General features: G+C 60.4%; 22 protein-coding genes and 1 other annotated feature. Of the genes, 19 read left to right on the top strand and 3 right to left on the bottom strand.

Going from position 1 to position 17,113, the window contains the following annotated elements; genetic code table 11:
* The first annotated feature begins 90 nt into the window (after window positions 1-90).
* Window positions 91-711 (top strand): FlgO family outer membrane protein, encoded by a 621-nt coding sequence (locus I6L34_RS06125; protein ID WP_005338718.1) that lies wholly within the window; start codon window positions 91-93, stop codon window positions 709-711.
* Window positions 712-721: 10 nt separating this feature from the next.
* Window positions 722-1,147 (top strand): LPP20 family lipoprotein, encoded by a 426-nt coding sequence (locus I6L34_RS06120; protein ID WP_005349622.1) that lies wholly within the window; start codon window positions 722-724, stop codon window positions 1,145-1,147.
* 77 nt (window positions 1,148-1,224) lie between these two features.
* Here the strand turns inward: I6L34_RS06120 and pheA are convergent, their stop codons facing one another.
* Complete coding sequence (pheA, locus tag I6L34_RS06115; RefSeq protein WP_005338715.1) at window positions 1,225-2,397, bottom strand: prephenate dehydratase; 1,173 nt, start codon at window positions 2,395-2,397, stop codon at window positions 1,225-1,227.
* 38 nt (window positions 2,398-2,435) lie between these two features.
* Window positions 2,436-2,557: a sequence feature (Phe leader region), on the bottom strand.
* A gap of 170 nt (window positions 2,558-2,727) precedes the next feature.
* Between pheA and I6L34_RS06110 the strand changes: the two genes are divergently transcribed.
* The 17 genes from I6L34_RS06110 (at window position 2,728) to I6L34_RS06030 (ending at window position 15,767) form a co-directional block, all read left to right on the top strand.
* Complete coding sequence (locus I6L34_RS06110; protein ID WP_058058235.1) at window positions 2,728-3,339, top strand: HAD family phosphatase; 612 nt, start codon at window positions 2,728-2,730, stop codon at window positions 3,337-3,339.
* Between the two features lie 18 nt (window positions 3,340-3,357).
* A complete protein-coding gene (locus I6L34_RS06105) occupies window positions 3,358-3,636 on the top strand; it encodes a DUF6482 family protein (protein WP_005338699.1) in 279 nt (92 codons plus the stop codon).
* A gap of 79 nt (window positions 3,637-3,715) precedes the next feature.
* Window positions 3,716-4,552 carry a hypothetical protein gene (locus I6L34_RS06100; RefSeq protein WP_042080710.1) on the top strand — a complete coding sequence of 279 codons (837 nt, stop codon included), beginning with the start codon at window positions 3,716-3,718 and terminating at the stop codon, window positions 4,550-4,552.
* 106 nt (window positions 4,553-4,658) lie between these two features.
* The gene (locus I6L34_RS06095; RefSeq protein ID WP_058058236.1) at window positions 4,659-5,231 is read left to right on the top strand and encodes a DUF3157 family protein; all 573 of its coding nucleotides are present in this window, start codon (window positions 4,659-4,661) and stop codon (window positions 5,229-5,231) included.
* Between the two features lie 189 nt (window positions 5,232-5,420).
* A complete protein-coding gene (locus I6L34_RS06090; RefSeq protein ID WP_042080712.1) occupies window positions 5,421-6,062 on the top strand; it encodes an autotransporter in 642 nt (213 codons plus the stop codon).
* A 180-nt stretch (window positions 6,063-6,242) separates the two neighbouring features.
* Window positions 6,243-7,190: a DUF523 and DUF1722 domain-containing protein gene (locus tag I6L34_RS06085; protein ID WP_005343644.1), complete on the top strand. Its 948-nt coding sequence runs from the start codon at window positions 6,243-6,245 to the stop codon at window positions 7,188-7,190.
* 69 nt (window positions 7,191-7,259) lie between these two features.
* Window positions 7,260-8,147, top strand: coding sequence for a MerR family transcriptional regulator (locus tag I6L34_RS06080; RefSeq protein WP_058058238.1), 888 nt, complete (start codon window positions 7,260-7,262; stop codon window positions 8,145-8,147).
* Window positions 8,144-9,565, top strand: a complete 1,422-nt coding sequence (gene phrB, locus I6L34_RS06075; RefSeq protein ID WP_216956181.1) for a deoxyribodipyrimidine photo-lyase — start codon at window positions 8,144-8,146, stop codon at window positions 9,563-9,565. The genes I6L34_RS06080 and phrB overlap by 4 nt, the downstream gene beginning before the upstream one ends.
* A 1-nt stretch (window position 9,566) precedes the next feature.
* Window positions 9,567-9,995 carry a nuclear transport factor 2 family protein gene (locus tag I6L34_RS06070; protein ID WP_129504593.1) on the top strand — a complete coding sequence of 143 codons (429 nt, stop codon included), beginning with the start codon at window positions 9,567-9,569 and terminating at the stop codon, window positions 9,993-9,995.
* The gene (locus I6L34_RS06065) at window positions 9,992-10,726 is read left to right on the top strand and encodes an SDR family NAD(P)-dependent oxidoreductase (RefSeq protein WP_216956179.1); all 735 of its coding nucleotides are present in this window, start codon (window positions 9,992-9,994) and stop codon (window positions 10,724-10,726) included. Before I6L34_RS06070 ends, I6L34_RS06065 begins: the two co-directional genes overlap by 4 nt.
* Window positions 10,723-11,982, top strand: a complete 1,260-nt coding sequence (locus I6L34_RS06060) for an NAD(P)/FAD-dependent oxidoreductase (RefSeq protein WP_216956176.1) — start codon at window positions 10,723-10,725, stop codon at window positions 11,980-11,982. The genes I6L34_RS06065 and I6L34_RS06060 overlap by 4 nt, the downstream gene beginning before the upstream one ends.
* A complete protein-coding gene (locus tag I6L34_RS06055) occupies window positions 11,979-12,761 on the top strand; it encodes a DUF1365 domain-containing protein (protein WP_216956173.1) in 783 nt (260 codons plus the stop codon). The genes I6L34_RS06060 and I6L34_RS06055 overlap by 4 nt, the downstream gene beginning before the upstream one ends.
* Window positions 12,761-14,017: a cyclopropane-fatty-acyl-phospholipid synthase family protein gene (locus I6L34_RS06050; protein ID WP_005343660.1), complete on the top strand. Its 1,257-nt coding sequence runs from the start codon at window positions 12,761-12,763 to the stop codon at window positions 14,015-14,017. Before I6L34_RS06055 ends, I6L34_RS06050 begins: the two co-directional genes overlap by 1 nt.
* Window positions 14,018-14,019: 2 nt before the next feature.
* Window positions 14,020-14,496 (top strand): DUF2878 domain-containing protein, encoded by a 477-nt coding sequence (locus I6L34_RS06045; RefSeq protein ID WP_216956168.1) that lies wholly within the window; start codon window positions 14,020-14,022, stop codon window positions 14,494-14,496.
* Window positions 14,493-14,714 carry a TIGR02450 family Trp-rich protein gene (locus tag I6L34_RS06040; protein WP_005338671.1) on the top strand — a complete coding sequence of 74 codons (222 nt, stop codon included), beginning with the start codon at window positions 14,493-14,495 and terminating at the stop codon, window positions 14,712-14,714. Before I6L34_RS06045 ends, I6L34_RS06040 begins: the two co-directional genes overlap by 4 nt.
* The gene (locus tag I6L34_RS06035) at window positions 14,671-15,213 is read left to right on the top strand and encodes a chalcone isomerase family protein (RefSeq protein ID WP_216956165.1); all 543 of its coding nucleotides are present in this window, start codon (window positions 14,671-14,673) and stop codon (window positions 15,211-15,213) included. Before I6L34_RS06040 ends, I6L34_RS06035 begins: the two co-directional genes overlap by 44 nt.
* Window positions 15,214-15,227: 14 nt before the next feature.
* A complete protein-coding gene (locus I6L34_RS06030) occupies window positions 15,228-15,767 on the top strand; it encodes a DUF3833 domain-containing protein (RefSeq protein ID WP_128816319.1) in 540 nt (179 codons plus the stop codon).
* A gap of 73 nt (window positions 15,768-15,840) precedes the next feature.
* Here the strand turns inward: I6L34_RS06030 and nqrM are convergent, their stop codons facing one another.
* Together nqrM and I6L34_RS06020 are read right to left on the bottom strand one after the other, a co-directional pair.
* Window positions 15,841-16,065 carry a (Na+)-NQR maturation NqrM gene (nqrM, locus tag I6L34_RS06025; RefSeq protein WP_005338668.1) on the bottom strand — a complete coding sequence of 75 codons (225 nt, stop codon included), beginning with the start codon at window positions 16,063-16,065 and terminating at the stop codon, window positions 15,841-15,843.
* 9 nt (window positions 16,066-16,074) lie between these two features.
* Complete coding sequence (locus tag I6L34_RS06020) at window positions 16,075-17,112, bottom strand: FAD:protein FMN transferase ApbE (RefSeq protein WP_005338666.1); 1,038 nt, start codon at window positions 17,110-17,112, stop codon at window positions 16,075-16,077.
* Between the last annotated feature and the right edge of the window lies 1 nt (window position 17,113).

Raw genomic sequence — 17,113 nt, 5'->3', positions numbered from 1 at the left:
TTAAAAAGCAAGAATCATGCCTCATTCCCGGCTCAAGCTTTGTCCGGCGCGTCCGATAATAAGTCAGGTGCAGATACAGGAAAGGTATCCATGAACAAACTCATCACGGCGTTGGCGCTTGCCCTGGCATTGACCGGGTGCGGCTCCGACCCTATCAATCGGGATCAGGGTGACCCCCGCCAGGCGGCGCAGGGGATGGAGCTCAACTGGCTGGTGGCGCGCATGACCGACCAGCTGATGGAGCGCAAATCGCTGACCACCCTGACCGAGCCCATCGCGGTGGCCTCTTTCGTTGATCTCGACACCCTGCAGGATACCAACTGGATGGGGCAGCAGATTGAGGAGAGCTTTATCTACGAGCTCAACCGTCGTGGCGAGGTGGTGGTGGACTTCAAGCTGACCGGCAGTATCAAGGTGACGCCGCAGGGTGACTTCGTGCTGAGCCGCAACTACAAGGAGCTCTCTTCCCGTTTGCCGATCTCCCGCATTCTGGTCGGCACCTTCAGCCGCAACAGCAAGGGAATTCTGGTCAATGCCCGCGTTATCGACATGCGCACCAAGATGGTGGAGACCACTGCCCAGAGCCTGATCCCGCAAAAATATCTGTTCGGTGCCAACAATTCGTTTGGTCGGGCATCGATCAATCGCGGTTATCTGATGCGTGACAGTCAGGCCCGGCCGGGCGGTCATCTGGTCAACCTGACCCCGTGAGGAGCGAGTCATGAAGATCCTGTTTGGTTGCCTGTTGGCACTCTTGCTCACCGGTTGCAGCTACAACCGGGTGGTGGATTACACCCAGGGTGGCAAGCCCGATGATTTTCCGGTGCTCAAGGCGGTGGGCTATGCGGTGATCGACATCCAGCCCGGCCCCTCCCAGTCGGAGAAGATGCTGCAAGCCATTCGCGCTTCCAAAATGGATGCATATCGCGAGCTGGCCGAGCAGCTCAATGGTCAGCAGGTGCGCGGCCAGAGCAGCTATCGTGACCTGACCCAGACCTCCAACTCGCTGGATGTGTCGGTCGCCGGTGTGGTGCGTGGTGCCCGGGTGGTTGCCTCTTATCCGCGCGGCAATACCTATGCCACCGAGATGGAGCTCGATACCCGTGCCCTCTACAACATCAACCAGCTGATGGCCGGTCAGTTCTGAGTTGATGGGCTTGCCGTGAAAACCGGCATCAAAACAAAAGGCGAGCAGGATGCTCGCCTTTTGTCGTTGTGGGCTGGTTAGCTCCCCATCAGCACCGGCGGCACTGCGGTGGGTTTCACATCCTCGCTCGGGTAGCAGCCAAGCACCTTGATATAGCGGGTGATCTTGGTCAGCTCCACCAGTGCGGCCTGCATCGCCGGGGTCTGCAGGTTGGCGGAGACATCCAGATAGAACATCTCTTCCCACGGGTTGCCCTGCACCGGACGGGATTCTAGCTTGGTCATGTTGATCTCGTGGCTGCGCAGTACCAGCAGCGCCTCGACCAGCGAACCCGGCTTCTGGGAGGTGGACATGATGAGAGTGGTCTTGGCCGGGATCTGCGGTGCCACATCGATTGGCTTGCGCGCCACTACGATGAAGCGGCTGTAGTTCTCTTTCTGGTTGGCGAGCTGCTCGGCCAGCACGTCCAGGCCATACAGCTCGCCCCCGGCGGCGCTGCCGATGGCGGCGGCCTCCGGGCTGGCCAGTTCTTTCACCTTCATCATGGCACTGGAGGAGGAGTCGCAGATCTCGTGACGCGCCCCTTCCAGCTTGCTCAGATAGTGGGAGCACTGCTGGAACACCTGCGGATGGGCATAGAAGGTCTTGATGCGGCCAAGCTCGGTCGGCACGGCGGTGAGAATGCAGTGCTCGATGGGGTAGGTGAGCTCGCCGACGATGGAGAGGCTGGTGTGCTGCATCACGTCATAGACTTCGTTGATGGAGCCCGAGCTGGTGTTTTCGATGGGCAGCACGCCAAAGGCGGCGCGACCTGACTCCACCGCATCCAGCACTTCGCGGAAGTTCTGGCAGTTTACTTCGATCACCTGATCCTTGTAGCGCGCCAGATATTTGCGGGCGGCGAGGCTGGAGTAGGAACCGCGTGGCCCCAGATAGGCGACGCTGGTCATCGGCTCCTGTTGCTCCGGGTTGAGCAGGCTCTGCAGATAGGCCTGCTGGGAGAGCACTGAGTCTTCGATGATGGTGTGATAGATACGGGTGATGTACTGGGCATCCAGCCCCAGCACGCGCCCTTTCTGGATCAGGGCGACCAGCAGCTCCTGCTCACGCTGGTGGTCACGGATGGGGCGCGGGTTGGCTTGCTTGGCACGGGCGACCTCGATGCTGAGGGTCTTGCGTTTCGCCAGCAGGGCAAGCAGCTCCTGATCCAACCGGGTGATGTCTTGTCTGATCTCGTCGAGCGTTGCCATGATTGTTCCCTATCCAAGTAATCGATTGATATTAATGCAAAAAAAAGCCTCCGCTAGGGGAGGCTCGATTCGTCTTTGCTTTCTGTTCACACGACGACAGGCCTTCCCTCAAGCGGGCCGGATAAACGAGAAAGCAAAGAAGAATGGTGCGTGCATAGGTGTGTCCTTGAAGTAACGTCATAACCATTAAGGGATTTGCCGGTCTGATGCAAGTAAAACTTGCCCGCGGGCAGGGATGGGGGCAGGGTATCCGGTTAAGAAAATGGTGTATGAGCGATGTTCTATTGACTCTGTTTTGATGACTGACACCCAGTGGGGGAGGTAAAGACGATGGCGATTATTTTCGATCTGGGACGGGTGGTGGTGAGCTGGGATCCGGTAGGCATAGTGCGTTCCGTGCGTGGCCCGCAAGGGGCTGAACAGTTGGCCGAGCAGCTCTTTAACCACCCGGACTGGCTGGAGGTAGACAGAGGCACCATGTCGCTCCACACCATGGCCCGGGAAGCGCAAGCGCGCACCGGCCTCTCGGCGGCACAGAATCTGGCCATTTTACAGGCCGTTCCGGCCTCCCTGCTGCCAGATCCCGCTATGCTAACCCTGATAGCCGAGCTGCACGGGGCGGGGCACACCCTGTATGCCCTCTCCAACATGGGCCATGCCAGCATCGATTGGCTGGAGCAGCATCAGGATTTCTGGCGCTTCTTCAGCGGCAAGGTGGTCTCGGCGCGGGTGCGGATGATGAAGCCGGAGCCGGATATTTACCGCTATCTGCTGGTGTCGTTCGATCTGAAACCGGCAGAGTGCCTCTTCATCGATGACAGTCCCGCCAACATCGCGGCCGCCGAGGCCCTCGGTATCAGGGGGATCGTCTTTACCGACGCGGCGAGTTGTCGTCAGCAACTGGGTGAGCTGGGCTGTTTGCCCGCCACCGGCAAGGGGTGATGCCCCTGTAGGAGCACTATGGAGCATGGCCGGTTTCGCAATTGGCTCAGTCACTATCCCGAGGCGACCCTGATCATCGCCTGCAAGGATGGCAGCGGTTATCAGCTCTGTGTTGAGGCAGAAGGGGAGTGCCTCTGCCTGACTGACAGCGAGGGAGGGCGCCTGACCTTCACCTCGCTGGATCAGGCACAGGGTTTCTTGCGAGCCCATCGGGTTCACCAAGCAAGATTACGAATTTATGACGCCCAAAATGAAGATTTAGCAGCAGAATCACAGGAAATAATCATCAAGTTTTAATTTTAACCAGACTCTTTAAGGGTCTATTCAGTTTGTTTGCCGCACAATACTGCACCTGTTCATCATCCGGAGCTGTTTAATGGGTGCCAATGTAGTTGTACTGAATCAGGGATATGATCACTCTTTTCAAGCCAGGGAACAGCTGCTGATTGAGCGACTGGCAAGTTTTGACGAGCTGGTTGTCTCTTTTTCGGGACGGTTGGAATCCTGCTACAGCATCGAGCTGTGCCGCGCTGCCGGTGTGAAAATCCACGCAATTACCCTCGATAATCCGACCCGCAGTCGCAGCGAAGTGGCCCGTGCCCGCCGTTATTGCCAGCGTTATGGCATCGATCACTGGGTCATCAAGAGTGACGAGATCGTCTTTTGCGATCGCCTGCCAAATATTGAAGGGCTGATCGACCCGGTTCGCCGCATTGGTGAGTATGTGCAGACTCGTCCGGAGTGGACTCATCTGCCGTTGCTGGTTCCGGCTGCGGTGGAGGAGCGTGATGATTATCTTGCCCAGTTCGGGTCTCTGCCTGCCAACTCAATCTGGTTTTTTGCCGACAACGGATTGATGCGCCGCGATTATCGTTACGGCTTCAACAAGCGTCAGCTCGGTCGTTGGGGCAAGGGGAGCAATGGTTGCCTCAGCAATCGCTTCACCAATCCACGGCAGCTTGAGCAGCGTTATCTGCGAATGGTGGATCAGGCTGAGCAGATGCTGGCCGACATGGGGCTGGACGAGGCACAGGTCTTTTTCCATACCCTGTGTGACTGCTCCACCACCTTGGCCCGGGTGCGTCTGCCCGAGCATCAGCGTGCGCAGGCCTTTGATATGCAATCGGATATTTTGTCCGCCCTCAAGGGGAGCAAGTTCGATCTGGTGACCCTGGATATGGCACAGAAAGAGCGGCACGATCTCGCCATCTAGCCTGCGGGCAAGCGATGCGAGTGCCAGAACGTGAGTGCTGTCATAGGCAAGGGGCGACGGGACTGTTTATACTGTCGCCCTTTCATCCGTTACCGAGCTTCGCCCTATGAAACCCTTCTCCCGTCTGCTGATTGCCCTGTGCCTCTCCCCCGTATTGGCGCAGGCTGCCCCTCTTTCTCAGGTGACGCTGCCCGATGGTCGGCAGGTTCAGCTTAACGACGACTTCACCTGGGAGTATCTGGTGGTTAAACCGGCCGAGTCCGTACAGGGCATGGCTGCTGATGGGAAGGCTGGGGCCGTGGTGGCCGTCGCTGCTCCGGTGCTGACCGATCAGGCCAAGGCCAATCCGGAACTGCTTGCCCAGATGGCGCGTGACGGTGTGGTGGTCAAGCTGGACAAGATCGAGGGATCTGACCCGCTGGTGCTGACCTTTATGGTGAGCAATACAGGCACCCGCAATGTAGTCGGGGTGCGTGGCATGGTGACCCTGTTCAGTGCTGACGGGGTGCAGCTGAGCCGTCAGGAGGCCCGCTTCTGGGTTGCCGAGAACCGCCTGCCGGAAACCTATCTGCGCAAGGGGCAAGCCCGTCCGTCACTGGCACTCGAGATCCCCCGTCCTGCCGGATTGACCGGTCAGCCGCTGGTGAGGGTCGAAATTGACGAGGTAGTTTTCCGCTGATTTGGCGTTGTTCCGGCCCATGCAAACCGTGTGGGCCGGCAACTTGTTGCCGCTGACACCCCCTGCAATATCTGCTTACATCTGACATGGTTCTGCAACAGCTTGCAGCTCGGCAAGCCGGGAACCTGATCGCACAATGACTCCATACCAGCTCGCTAGCAACGGGCCCAATCACATGGAGTTATCATCATGAAAAAAGCAACTGTCTCTCTTCTGGTTCTGGCCGGGTTTGCCTCTACTTCCGTCATGGCGCAGGATGCCTTCAGCTACGCCAAGGGTTCCGCCACCTGGGCGCACACCAAATCCGACTATCTCAGCGGTACCTTCAGCAATGACAGCAAAGGAACCCGTGATTTTGGCGGTCTGAGCCTGGATCTCTCCAAGAGCTTCGGCTCCAATTTCTATGGTCGCGGCAGCACTGAATACACCTCTCGCAGCAACGGCAACGACAGCATGTCGATCTCCAGCATCGGTGTCGGTGTCTTTACCCCGCTCAGCACAGGTCTGAACCTCTACGGTGAAACCGGTGTGACCGGCTACATGCTGGAGCGTGAACTTGCCAGCGATATCGCTAACAAAGGGTGGGATGCTGTTGCTCGCAAAGATAGCGGCAGCATGTACGGTGAAGTGGGTCTGCGCTACGACATCGGCAATGTCGAGCTCTCCACCGCTTATCGCTACGCCAACATGACCGACGATATGCACGACTTCAAGGTGGGCGGTGCCTACAAGCTCAACCAGAACTGGGCGCTGACTGCCGATTACACCTATCGCAACTGGGATCTGCAAAAAGGTTCCATCTCCAGCCTGGGTGTGAAGTACAGCTTCTAATTTTCCTTCCCGTAGTCCGTAGTGTCTTGATTTTTACCCATGGCGTTCGCCATGGGTTTTTTCTTTTTCCGGTGATCCCTTTTTTCTCCTTGTGTCGTATCAGTCGCAAATAGTTATACAACTTTCATTTTTTTGTATAACTGCTATAACTGAATCAATGCTTATACAAGGAGCGTCATCATGTACAAGATTAAAGTCGGTATCAGTGCCTGCCTGCTGGGACAAGAGGTACGTTTCGATGGGGGCCACAAGCGCTCCAGCTTCTGCGAACGGGATCTTGGCGCTCACTTTGACTATCACCCCGTCTGTCCCGAGATGGCCATTGGTCTAGGGGCGCCTCGCGCCGCCATCCGGCTGGTCAAGCGCAACGGCGAGATCCGTGCCGAGGCGAGCAACGGTAGTTTCGATGTCACCGAAAAGCTGATTGCCTTCAGCGAGCAGAAGGCACGCCAGCTCGACTTCATCTCCGGTTATATCCTCTGTGCCAAATCACCCAGCTGCGGTATGGAGCGGGTCAAGGTCTATGGCGCCAACAACGAGGGGAGCGCCAAGGAGGGGATCGGCCTCTTTGCCAAGGCGTTGATGGAGGCCAACCCCCTGCTGCCGGTTGAAGAGGATGGCCGCCTGTGCGACCCCATCCTGCGGGAGAACTTCGTGCTGCGGGTCTTCGCCTACCATGACTGGCAGCAACTCTGCGCCCGCGGCATTACCGCCTCTGCGCTGATCCGCTTCCACTCCCGCTACAAGTATCTGGTGCTCTCCCACGCCACCACCCACTACCGGGCGCTCGGCAAGCTGCTCGGCAATCTGGGCAAGTCCACCAACTTGCAGGAGGTGGCCGACAACTACATCAAGGGATTGATGACGGCGCTGACCCTGCGGGCCAACCGTCGCAGCCACACCAATGTGCTGATGCACCTGCAGGGCTACTTCAAGCGGGTGCTGACCCCGGCCCAGAAGCAGGAGCTTGCCGATACCATCGACAAGTACCGCACCGGCATCTTCCCTTTGCTGGTGCCGCTCACCCTGATCCGCCACTACCTGCGCGAGTACCCCAATCCCTATCTCGCCGAGCAGGTTTATCTCAATCCGCACCCCGATACGCTGAAATTGCGTTACGGGCTCTGAATCCGTTCTATTGCCCCGGCGCATGGTTTGCGCCGGGGAGCCTTACCCCTCTGTTTGATGGACGTTGTCATGTCTGATTTACCGCAAGAAGTTGCTCCTCTCGCTGATGAGGGGATCTACCCCATTCGCGAGGTCTCCCGTCTCACCGGCGTTAACGCCGTGACCCTGCGCGCCTGGCAGCGCCGCTACGGTCTGGTGCAGCCGGCCCGTACCGAAAAGGGCCACCGCCTCTACAGCGAGCAGGATATTCGCCAGATCGGCGAGATCCTGAGCTGGCTGGAGCGGGGAGTGAGTATCGGGCAGGTGAAGGGGCTCCTGAGCGAACCCCATTCCGAGCCGGTGAGCGATCACTGGCAGCAGACCTTGGAGCAGTTCAGTCAGGCGTTACTCGCCTTCAACCAGCGCAAGGCGGAGGCCGAGCTCAACGATCTGCTGGCGAGCTACCCGTTCGATCTGGTGCGCAGCCGGGTGCTGCAACCGCTGGTGGAGCGGCTGCTGGGGCTGTGGCGCGAGCGGCCGGATGGCGAGCTGCTGCAACAGGTGTGGCTGGGCTGGCTCCATACCCGCTTCGCCCGCCACCTGATCGAGCAGGAGAAGGGCGTGCCGATCACCTTGGCGAGCTGGGGACAGGTCGGCCCCCTCGATCTGGTGTGGACTGCTTACGAGCTGATCGGTCAGGGCTATGAGGTGCAACTGCTGGGTGCGGTGGAACCGCGCTATGCCAGCCTGCTGGAGGGGCGTGCCGTTACCCCCTGGCTGGTGCTGCTGGGGGCTGGGCTTGGCAAGCAGGATCTGGCCGCCGGATGGCCCGCCGGTACGCGTCTGTTTGGCGAGTTGGGGCGCCTCTACGACGATGAGTGGCTTAAAGCGCATGGCTGGCAGGCGAGCCTTGCCGAGCTGATGGCGGATGCCCCAGATGCTGCTGGCACCAGCGGACGCGGGAGGAAAAAATCATGAAACTGGTCTGGTTGCGCAATGATCTGCGCCTTGCCGACAACCCGGCGCTACGCCATGCCTGCGCCGGTGATGAACCGGTCGCCGCGCTCTTTATCATCTCTCCTGCCCAGTGGCGGCAGCATAAAATGGCACCCGTCCGTCAGCGCTTTATGTTGGCGCAGGTTGATGAGTTGGGGCGCGAGCTGGCGGCCCTCGGCATCCCGCTCCATCTGCTGCGAGTAGAGACTTTTGCCGAGGTGCCCGCTGCGTTGGCAGACCTCTGCCGCGAGCAGGGGGTGACCCAGCTCTATGCCAATCAGGCTATCGAGATCGATGAGCAGCGCCGCGACCATGCCGTCAGCGCCGCGCTGGCTGAGCAGGCGGTGAGCTGTCACTGGTTCAACGGCTGTTGCGTATTGCCGCCGGGGCGGGTGCTGACCGGCTCGGGTGAGATGTTCAAGGTCTTCACCCCCTTCAGCCGCGCCTGGCTCAAGGCCCTCGATGAAGAGGGGTTTGTCATTCATCGAGCTCCTGCGTCCCGTGGCGAGTCGTTGCCGTGGCAGTCGCTGGCCGAGCGGGCGTGGGTTGATGAGGCGCTCGGCGAGCTGACGGCGGATCCCCGCTGGCCAGTGGGGGAGGCAGAAGCTCTGCATCGTTTGAACATTTTTCTGGAGCAGGCAGTGCTCGACTATGGGGAGACCCGGGATTTTCCTGCCATTGCGGGCACGTCTGTGCTCTCCCCCTATCTGGCGGCGGGCATCATCAGCCCCCGTCAGTGCGTGGCGGCGCTCCAGCAGCGGCTCGGCTATCGGCCCCAGTCCAAGGCCCAGCCCGGTTTTGTCTGGCTCAATGAGCTGGTCTGGCGCGAGTTCTATCGCCACCTGCTGCTGCTGATCCCGACTCTCTCCATGAATCGCCCCTTCAAGGCGGAGACTGCCGCCTTGCCGTGGAGCTGGGACCCGGATGCCTTCGCCGCCTGGTGTGAGGGGCGCACCGGCTACCCCATCGTCGATGCAGCGATGCGCTGTCTCAATACCACCGGTTGGATGCACAACCGGCTGCGGATGATAGTGGCGAGCTTTCTCACCAAGGATCTCCATATTCACTGGCGGCTCGGGGAGGATTACTTCATGAGTCGGCTCATCGATGGCGATCTGGCGGCCAACAACGGCGGCTGGCAGTGGGCAGCGGGTACCGGCGCCGATGCGGCCCCCTACTTTCGGGTCTTCAACCCCACCACTCAGGGGCAACGATTTGATCCACAAGGGGAGTTTATCCGTACCTGGGTAACTGAACTGGCCGATATTCCTGCCGCTTATGTGCATCAGCCCCACGACTGGCTGCGACTCAAGGGGCGACGTGATTATCCGGCACCCATGGTGGATCACGCCGTTGCCCGGGTGAGAGCCATCGAGATGTTTCGCTCTCTGGAGAAATAGGATGAACGAGCCGCTGGCCCGCTTTATTGGACTCTATCAGCAACTGGACAAACAGCAGTTGCACCGCTTGCCCGAGGTCTATGCCGAACAGGTGGTCTTTACTGATCCGGCCCACCGTATCGAGGGGCTGGCGGCCCTTGGCGACTATTTTGCCGCCCTCTATCAGCGCCTCGCCTACTGCCGTTTCGTCATCACCAGTCAGCAGCAGCAAGGGCGGCAGGCCTGGCTCGGCTGGACTATGACCTTCTCTCACCCCAGATTGCGTGGTGGTGAGCCGGTGACGGTGGAGGGGGCCACCCGCCTCGAATTCGACGAGGCGGGCAAGGTGTGCCAGCACCGGGACTATTTTGACCTGGGCGCCATGCTCTACGAGCAGTTGCCGCTGCTCGGGCCCGTGGTGCGCACCATCAAGATGAGGCTGGGCGCATGAGCGGCCGGGTGCTGATCACAGGTGCGACCTCCGGCATCGGTCGCCAGTTGGCGCTGGATTACCGGCGGGCAGGCTGGCAGGTGTGGGGCTGTGGCCGCGATGGTGAACGGCTGCAGGAGCTGGGGCTGCAAGGCATCACGCCGCTGCAGCTCGATGCCCGTGATCTGGCCGCTATGAACGGGGTGGCTGCTACGCTGCCATTCCTCGATCTGCTGATCCTCAACGCAGGCAACTGCGAGTACATGGATGTGGCGGAGGGGTTTGACAGCGAGCTGTTTGCCCGTGTCATCGACACCAATCTGACCGCCACCGGCCATGCGCTGGCCGCCTTCTTGCCGTTGCTCGGGGCTGGGTCACGGCTGGCCATCGTTAGCTCGTCGGTGAGCTGGCTGCCGCTGCCGCGAGCCGAGGCCTATGGTGCCTCCAAGGCGGCCCTCGACTATCTGGCGGATACCTTGCGCCTCGATTTGGCCAGCAAAGGGATCGGGGTGACCCTGATCCGCCCCGGCTTTGTCCAGACGCCGCTCACCGCCAAAAATGATTTTCCCATGCCCTGTCTGGTGACGGTGGAAGAGGCCTCCCGCGCCATCATGGACGGGCTGACCGCTGGTCGTCACCAGATCCACTTTCCCCGCCGTTTCATCTGGTTGCTGCGCCTGCTTGGTGCGCTACCGGTGGGGCTCTGGCTGCGCCTTGGCCGCGCACTCGTATCGAAAGGAAGCCATTCATGAAGAAAAAGATCGCCATCGTCGGTTCAGGGATCTCGGGGCTCACCGCCGGTTTTCTGCTCCACAAACTCCATGACATAACCCTGTTCGAGGCGGCGCCGACTCTGGGGGGGCACACCGCCACTGTCGATGTGAATCAGGCTGGCCGCAGCTATGCCATCGACACCGGTTTTATCGTCTTCAATGATCGTACCTACCCCAACTTCTTGAAGTTGCTGGCGCGGATCGGCATGGCACGGCAACCGGCCGAGATGAGCTTCTCGGTGAAGAGCCCGGAGGGGCTGGAGTATAACGGTCACAACCTCGACACCCTGTTTGCCCAGCGCAGCAATCTGTTGAGCCCCCGTTTCTACGGTTTTGTCGCCGAGATTTTGCGATTCAACCGGGAGGCACGGGCCTGGCTGGCGGATGGTCAACATCAGGGTGCTGGCCCCGAGCTGACCTTGGGGGATTTTTTGCTGGCGGGGGAGTTTAGTGACTACTTCGCCCGCCACTACATCTTGCCGATGGGAGCGGCGATCTGGTCATCGACCCTGGCCGATATGCGCGCCTTCCCCCTTGGCTTCTTCCTGCGCTTTTTTGCCAACCATGGCCTGCTGGATGTGGCCAATCGCCCCCAGTGGTACGTGATCCCGGGCGGCTCGCGGGAATATATCGGCCCCCTTACCGCGGGTTGGCAGTCGCAGATCCGCCTCGCCTGTCCGGTGCAGAGCGTACGGCGGGACGCGGACGGTGTGGTGATCCAGAGCAGTTACGGCGAGGAGCGGTTTGACGAGGTGATCTTCGCCTGCCACAGCGATCAGGCGCTGGCGCTGCTGACGGATCCCGGCGAGCGGGAGCAGGCCATCCTCGGCGACATGCCCTATCAGGCCAACGATGTCTGGCTCCATACCGATGCGCGCTGCCTGCCCACCCGCCGCAAGGCATGGGCCAGCTGGAACTATCAGCTCGATGGCAATGACGAGGCGCGGCCGCTGGTGAGCTACAACATGAACATCCTGCAGGGGGTGAACTCGCCGGAGCCCTTCTGCGTCAGCCTCAACCCCAAGGGCAAGGTGGATGAGAGCAAGGTACTGCGCCGCTTCGTCTACCACCATCCAGTGTTCAATCAGGCCTCCATCGCCGCCCAGCAGCGGCGCGCGGAGATCTGCGGCCAGCAGCACACCCACTTCTGTGGTGCCTACTGGTACAACGGCTTCCATGAGGATGGGGTGCGCAGCGCGCTGGATGTCGCCAGGCGCTTCGGAGCCGAGCTATGAACGGCGCCACCGTGGCTACCGAACATGAGCGTGCCGACGAACTGGCCGGTGTTACCAGCGCCATTTGGCTGGGTTCGGTGCGCCACCGCCGTTTTGCACCGCGGGCTCACGCCTTCTCCTACAGCCTTTTTATGCTGGGACTGGATCTCGACGAGCTGCCGCAGCTCGATCAGGGGCGCTGGTTCGGGGTGGAGCGCTCGGGGCTGCTCTCGTTTCACCGCCATGACTATCTCAAGGGCAGCGAGGGGAGCCTCAAGCAGGCGGTGTGGCAGAAGGTGAGCGAACTGGGTGGCGATGCCGAGCCCGATGGGCGGGTACTGCTGCTCGGCAATGTGCGCTGTCTGGGGTTCTACTTCAGCCCGGTCAACTTCTACTTCTGCTACCGGCAGGGCGAGGCGCGCTATCTGCTGGCAGAGGTCTCCAACACCCCCTGGAACGAGCGTCACTACTACCTGCTCGATCTGGCGGCGCTGGCGCCCCATGACAAGGATTTTCACGTCTCCCCCTTTATGGGGCTGGCGATGCGTTATCACTGGCGGATCAGGCCGCCCGCGCAGGAGACTCTGATCCATATCGAGAGTCATCCCGTATCCGGTGAAGCCAAGCTGTTTGACGCCACCCTGGCGCTCACTCGCGAACCCTTGTCGCGCAAGGGGCTGGTGGCCCTGCTGGCCCGCTGGCCATGGATGACCATGAAGGTGCTGCTCGGGATCTACTGGCAGGCCCTGCGTCTATTTATTAAACGAACCCCGATTTTTACCCATCCGGAGAGCCGCTAATGGAACTTGCTCAATCAACCCTCTCTGCCTCTTTCATCGACAAGGGGGCAAGACAACTGCTGCTCAATCTGCTGGGTCGCCTCGAACATGGCCAGCTGCTGCTGCGGGATGGCGGTGAGCGCCACAGCTTTGGCGTCGCGGGTACCGATCTGCATGCCGAACTGGTGGTGCAGGATCCTGCCTTCTATCGTCGCCTGTTGCTGGGGGGCAGCATTGCCGCCGGAGAAACCTGGGTGGAGGGACTCTGGACCAGCCCGGATCCGGTGGCGCTGGTGCGGCTGCTGGCCCGCAATCTGACCCTGCTCGACTCCCTCGAACGGCGCCTCGGCTGGCTCAGCTTCCCCTTCAACAAGGTGCGCCACTGGCTCAACCGCAATACCCTGACCGGTTCGCGCTCCAACATCGCCGCCCACTACGATCTCGGCAATACCCTCTATCAGGGGTTTCTCGACAGCCATATGCAGTACTCGAGCGCCATCTACCCGAGCGCCGAGGCCACTTTGGAAGAGGGTCAGCAAGCCAAGTTGCGCACCATTTGCGAGCGGCTGGAGCTGGGGCCTGACGATCATCTGCTGGAGATCGGCACCGGCTGGGGTGGCCTCGCCGTCTATGCCGCCCGCCACTATGGCTGCCGGGTGACCACCACGACTATCTCCCGGGCCCAGCATGACTATGCCAAGGAGTGGATTGCGCGGGAGGGGCTGGGGGATCGCATCACCTTGCTGCTGGAGGATTACCGCAAGCTGGAAGGCACCTATGACAAGCTGGTCTCCATCGAAATGATCGAGGCGGTGGGGCACGCCTTCCTGCCCGACTATTTCCGCCAGTTGTCACGGCTGCTCAAGCCCGGTGGCCGCCTGCTCATTCAGGCCATCACCATCGCCGATCAGCGCCACGCCCAATATCTGCGCGGAGTCGATTTCATCCAGCGCTACATCTTCCCCGGTGGCTGCTTGCCGAGCGTCTCCCAGATGGCGGGGTTGCTGGCGCGGGAGACTGACATGCAGCTGGTGCGGTTGCACGATCACGGCCATCACTATGCCCGCACCCTGGCTCACTGGTGCGAGCGGTTTCTGGCGCTGGCGCCCGAGCTGCCCAAGCTCGGTTACAGCCAGGATTTCATCCGGCTGTGGCACTTCTACTTCGCCTATTGCGAGGGGGGATTCTGGGAGCGCACCATCAGTCTGGTGCAGCTGGAGGCCGCCAAGCCGGGGCCCGCTGGCTGGTCGGGTGATGTGCCAGTAAGCGGTCACTGACCATGTGGCAGTGGGCTCACCTGCTGGGGTTCAACCTCTACTGGTTGCTGGCGGTGAAGTGGCAGCAGCCGGGCCCGCTGCTGGCAATGTTGCTGCTGCACTTTCTCTTCTCGCCCAGCCGCCGGCGTGACTGGCGGCTGCTCCCCATCGCGGTGGCCGGTTGTCTGCTGGATGTGCTGCTCTGGCAGCTCGGCTTGTTCCGTTTCCCGTCCGGTTTTCCCCTCTGGCTGGTGCTGCTCTGGCTCGGTTTTGCCCTGACGCTGGCCCACGGTATGCGCTGGCTGCTGCGCTTACCTCGCTGGCAGCAGGCGCTGTTTGGCGTATTTGGCGGTGCCTCCTCCTATGTGGCGGGGGCCGCCATGGGGGCAGTAAACTTACCCTGGGGCATCTGGATCAGCACGGCGCTGCTGGCAGTGATCTGGATGTGGTGGTTACCCGTACTCCTGTGGGTAATGGTCAAGCTGGAGGGTGAGTCATGACAAACACCTTTTCGACCGACTCGTTGCTTTTTTCCAAATGGACCAAAGAGAGCCAGCATGAGCTGACTGATCGCTTCTATCTGGTGGTTGCCTGCCAGCGGGATGCGCAGGGGCAGTTGGTGCAGGTGGTGATGCAGGATATCAACACCCTGCAAGAACAGGAGATGGACTGGCATGAACTGGAAGACCCCAACCACTGGCATATGGGGTGGAATTAACCCGCTACTGCTGGCGTTTACGCTCTTTGCTGCAACCGCGGTGCAGGCTTCTGCAGCCCCCTGGCAGCAGTTGCGCCCGGTCGGGCAGGGGGAGATGAACTGGCTCTGGTTCAAGCTCTACGATGCCACCCTCTACAGTGCGAGCGGGCGCTATCAGCCCGGTCACTATCCGCAGGCACTGACCCTCACCTATGCCAGAGCCATCGAGCGGGAAGATCTGCTGAGCGCCACTGCCGCCGAGTGGCAGCGACTCGGTCTTGGCTCTGATGCCGAGCGTCAGCGCTGGCTCGGCCAGCTCGCAGCACTCTGGCCCGATGTGCAGGCAGGCGACAAGCTCACATTCTATGTCGACAAGGGCGGGGCAGGCCACTTCTGGTGGCAGGAAAAACCCCTCGGCACTCTGGCCGATCCGCAATTCTCGGCCGCTTTTCTCGCCATCTGGCTGGCTGACAACAGCCGCGATCCCGCCCTGACCCGCCGCCTGCGTGGCCAACCCTGAACATGGAGTCTCTGATGTCTTTCTATCGTGCATACCGCTGGTTGCTGTTGCTCCCCTTTTTGCTGCTGAGTGGCTGTGGTGCCAGTCTCGATGACTATCGGGGGCAGGGGCCAAACTGGGATCTCGCCCGTTTCTTCAACGGCAAACTGGTGGCTCACGGCCTGGTGACCGACCGCAGCGGCGAAGTGACCAGTCGCTTTCGGGTCGAGATGGTGGGTCGTTGGAAGGATGGCAAGGGAGAGCTGTTCGAACAGTTTTACTTTGATGATGGCCGCCAGCAGACCCGTACCTGGTATCTGAGTAAGGGGGTTGACGGTCACTGGCGAGGTACTGCTTCCGATGTGGTGGGAGAGGCGGTGGGTAAAAGCCAAGGGTTCGCCCTCAACTGGCGTTATCAGCTCGATCTGGCGCTACCGGATGGCGAGGTGGTGCGGGTGAGCTTCGATGACTGGATGTACCTGCTGGACGAAGATCGTCTGATCAATCGTGCCGAGATCAGCAAGTTCGGTATCCATCTTGGCGAGGTGATCCTCTATATCGAACGTCAGCCCTGACCGTTAACGCAAGATAACGGCCAGTAAAAAGCGCGCCGATGGCGCGCTTTTGTTTACCGAAAAACCAGAGTCATCAGATGATGCGGTTCTCTTCCAGCATCTTGCGACGGGCCTCTTCCTTGGCCATCTTCTTCTTGCGGTTGTCGCAGGGTTCCGGGCAATCGCACTCTTTCTCGATGCCGACGCTACCCAGACCGCCACAGGAGCCGGAGATGGTCTTCTTCTGGAAGATGTAACCGATAGCCATGGCGGCTATCACCAGCATGAATACCCCGAAGGTGATCAGAAAAATCTGCATCTCTACCTCTTACTTCTTGACCAGATAGGGCTTGAAGGCATCGGAGTAAGCCTCTTCAAAGCCGTTGTCCGTCTTGGTGATCACGAAGATCGCCAGGCCGCGCTCGTTGGCATAGGCCAGGCTTTTCTCGGTCCCCATCACCATAAACACGGTGGCCAGCCCGTCTGCGGTCATGCAGGAGGGGTGGATCACGGTGACCGACACCAGACGGTGCTGGATCGGCTTGCCGCTGCGCGGATCTATGGTGTGGGAGAAGCGCTGACCATCCAGTTCATAGTAGTTGCGGTAATCGCCGGAGGTGGCCACCCCGTTGTCACCGGGCACGATCACCTCTTGCACCGTGCCGGTGCCTGCGGTGGGCTTCTCGATGGCCACGCGCCAGGGGTGACCCTTGCCGTTGACGCCATTGATCCGCAGCTCGCCGCCAATCTCCACCAGATAGTTGCGCGCACCCAGTGACTCCAGATACTCGGCTACCTTGTCCACACCAAAGCCCTTGGCGATGGCGGAGAGATCGACGTAGAGGTCCGGAATATCTTTTTGCAGGGTATCGGCATCCACCGAGGTGATGACGTGCAGGTTGCCCAGACCGGTCTTCTGGCGAGTCTGGGTGATCAGCTCGTCGGAGGGGACCTTGGTCGGCTTCTTGTCCGGGCCAAAGCCCCACAGATTGACCAAGGGGCCAACGGTGACGTCCAGCGCCCCCTGGCTCTCACGGCCAATGTGAATGGCCTCTGTGACGACCCGTGCAGTATCGCGGGAGACCACTACCGGTTTGTTGTCACGGCTCTGGTTGAAGCGCGACAGTTCGGAATCGGGGCGATAGGTCGACATCTGGTCGTTGACCCGCTCCAGCAACACATCCACCTCAGCTTGAAGCTTGGCCGGATCGCTGATGGCGCTGTCCGCCACCTTGATGGAGTAGTAAGTGCCCATGGTGCTACCGGTGATGTGGATCTCCGGCTTGGATTGGACCGTCTCCTGACCGCACCCAGTCAAGAAAAAGGCTAGCCCGAAGGCTAGCCAGGTCTTTACAACACTGTGCATG

The organism is Aeromonas sp. FDAARGOS 1404, assembly GCF_019047085.1.
Lineage (GTDB): Bacteria > Pseudomonadota > Gammaproteobacteria > Enterobacterales > Aeromonadaceae > Aeromonas > Aeromonas veronii.
The sequence above is the reverse complement of the archived record's forward strand: the minus strand, read 5'-3'. Positions and strand labels throughout refer to the sequence as shown.

Coding starts and splice junctions, on each gene's coding strand:
- I6L34_RS06110 (WP_058058235.1), top strand. CDS start 2,728: ATGGCGATTATTTTCGATCTGGGACGGGTGGTGGTGAGCTGGGATCCG.
- I6L34_RS06065 (WP_216956179.1), top strand. CDS start 9,992: ATGAGCGGCCGGGTGCTGATCACAGGTGCGACCTCCGGCATCGGTCGC.
- I6L34_RS06085 (WP_005343644.1), top strand. CDS start 6,243: ATGTACAAGATTAAAGTCGGTATCAGTGCCTGCCTGCTGGGACAAGAG.
- I6L34_RS06070 (WP_129504593.1), top strand. CDS start 9,567: ATGAACGAGCCGCTGGCCCGCTTTATTGGACTCTATCAGCAACTGGAC.
- I6L34_RS06020 (WP_005338666.1), bottom strand. CDS start 17,112: ATGCACAGTGTTGTAAAGACCTGGCTAGCCTTCGGGCTAGCCTTTTTC.
- I6L34_RS06040 (WP_005338671.1), top strand. CDS start 14,493: ATGACAAACACCTTTTCGACCGACTCGTTGCTTTTTTCCAAATGGACC.
- I6L34_RS06050 (WP_005343660.1), top strand. CDS start 12,761: ATGGAACTTGCTCAATCAACCCTCTCTGCCTCTTTCATCGACAAGGGG.
- nqrM (WP_005338668.1), bottom strand. CDS start 16,065: ATGCAGATTTTTCTGATCACCTTCGGGGTATTCATGCTGGTGATAGCC.
- pheA (WP_005338715.1), bottom strand. CDS start 2,397: ATGGCAACGCTCGACGAGATCAGACAAGACATCACCCGGTTGGATCAG.
- I6L34_RS06095 (WP_058058236.1), top strand. CDS start 4,659: ATGAAACCCTTCTCCCGTCTGCTGATTGCCCTGTGCCTCTCCCCCGTA.
- I6L34_RS06100 (WP_042080710.1), top strand. CDS start 3,716: ATGGGTGCCAATGTAGTTGTACTGAATCAGGGATATGATCACTCTTTT.
- I6L34_RS06090 (WP_042080712.1), top strand. CDS start 5,421: ATGAAAAAAGCAACTGTCTCTCTTCTGGTTCTGGCCGGGTTTGCCTCT.
- I6L34_RS06125 (WP_005338718.1), top strand. CDS start 91: ATGAACAAACTCATCACGGCGTTGGCGCTTGCCCTGGCATTGACCGGG.
- I6L34_RS06080 (WP_058058238.1), top strand. CDS start 7,260: ATGTCTGATTTACCGCAAGAAGTTGCTCCTCTCGCTGATGAGGGGATC.
- I6L34_RS06060 (WP_216956176.1), top strand. CDS start 10,723: ATGAAGAAAAAGATCGCCATCGTCGGTTCAGGGATCTCGGGGCTCACC.
- I6L34_RS06045 (WP_216956168.1), top strand. CDS start 14,020: ATGTGGCAGTGGGCTCACCTGCTGGGGTTCAACCTCTACTGGTTGCTG.
- I6L34_RS06035 (WP_216956165.1), top strand. CDS start 14,671: ATGAACTGGAAGACCCCAACCACTGGCATATGGGGTGGAATTAACCCG.
- I6L34_RS06120 (WP_005349622.1), top strand. CDS start 722: ATGAAGATCCTGTTTGGTTGCCTGTTGGCACTCTTGCTCACCGGTTGC.
- phrB (WP_216956181.1), top strand. CDS start 8,144: ATGAAACTGGTCTGGTTGCGCAATGATCTGCGCCTTGCCGACAACCCG.
- I6L34_RS06030 (WP_128816319.1), top strand. CDS start 15,228: ATGTCTTTCTATCGTGCATACCGCTGGTTGCTGTTGCTCCCCTTTTTG.
- I6L34_RS06105 (WP_005338699.1), top strand. CDS start 3,358: ATGGAGCATGGCCGGTTTCGCAATTGGCTCAGTCACTATCCCGAGGCG.
- I6L34_RS06055 (WP_216956173.1), top strand. CDS start 11,979: ATGAACGGCGCCACCGTGGCTACCGAACATGAGCGTGCCGACGAACTG.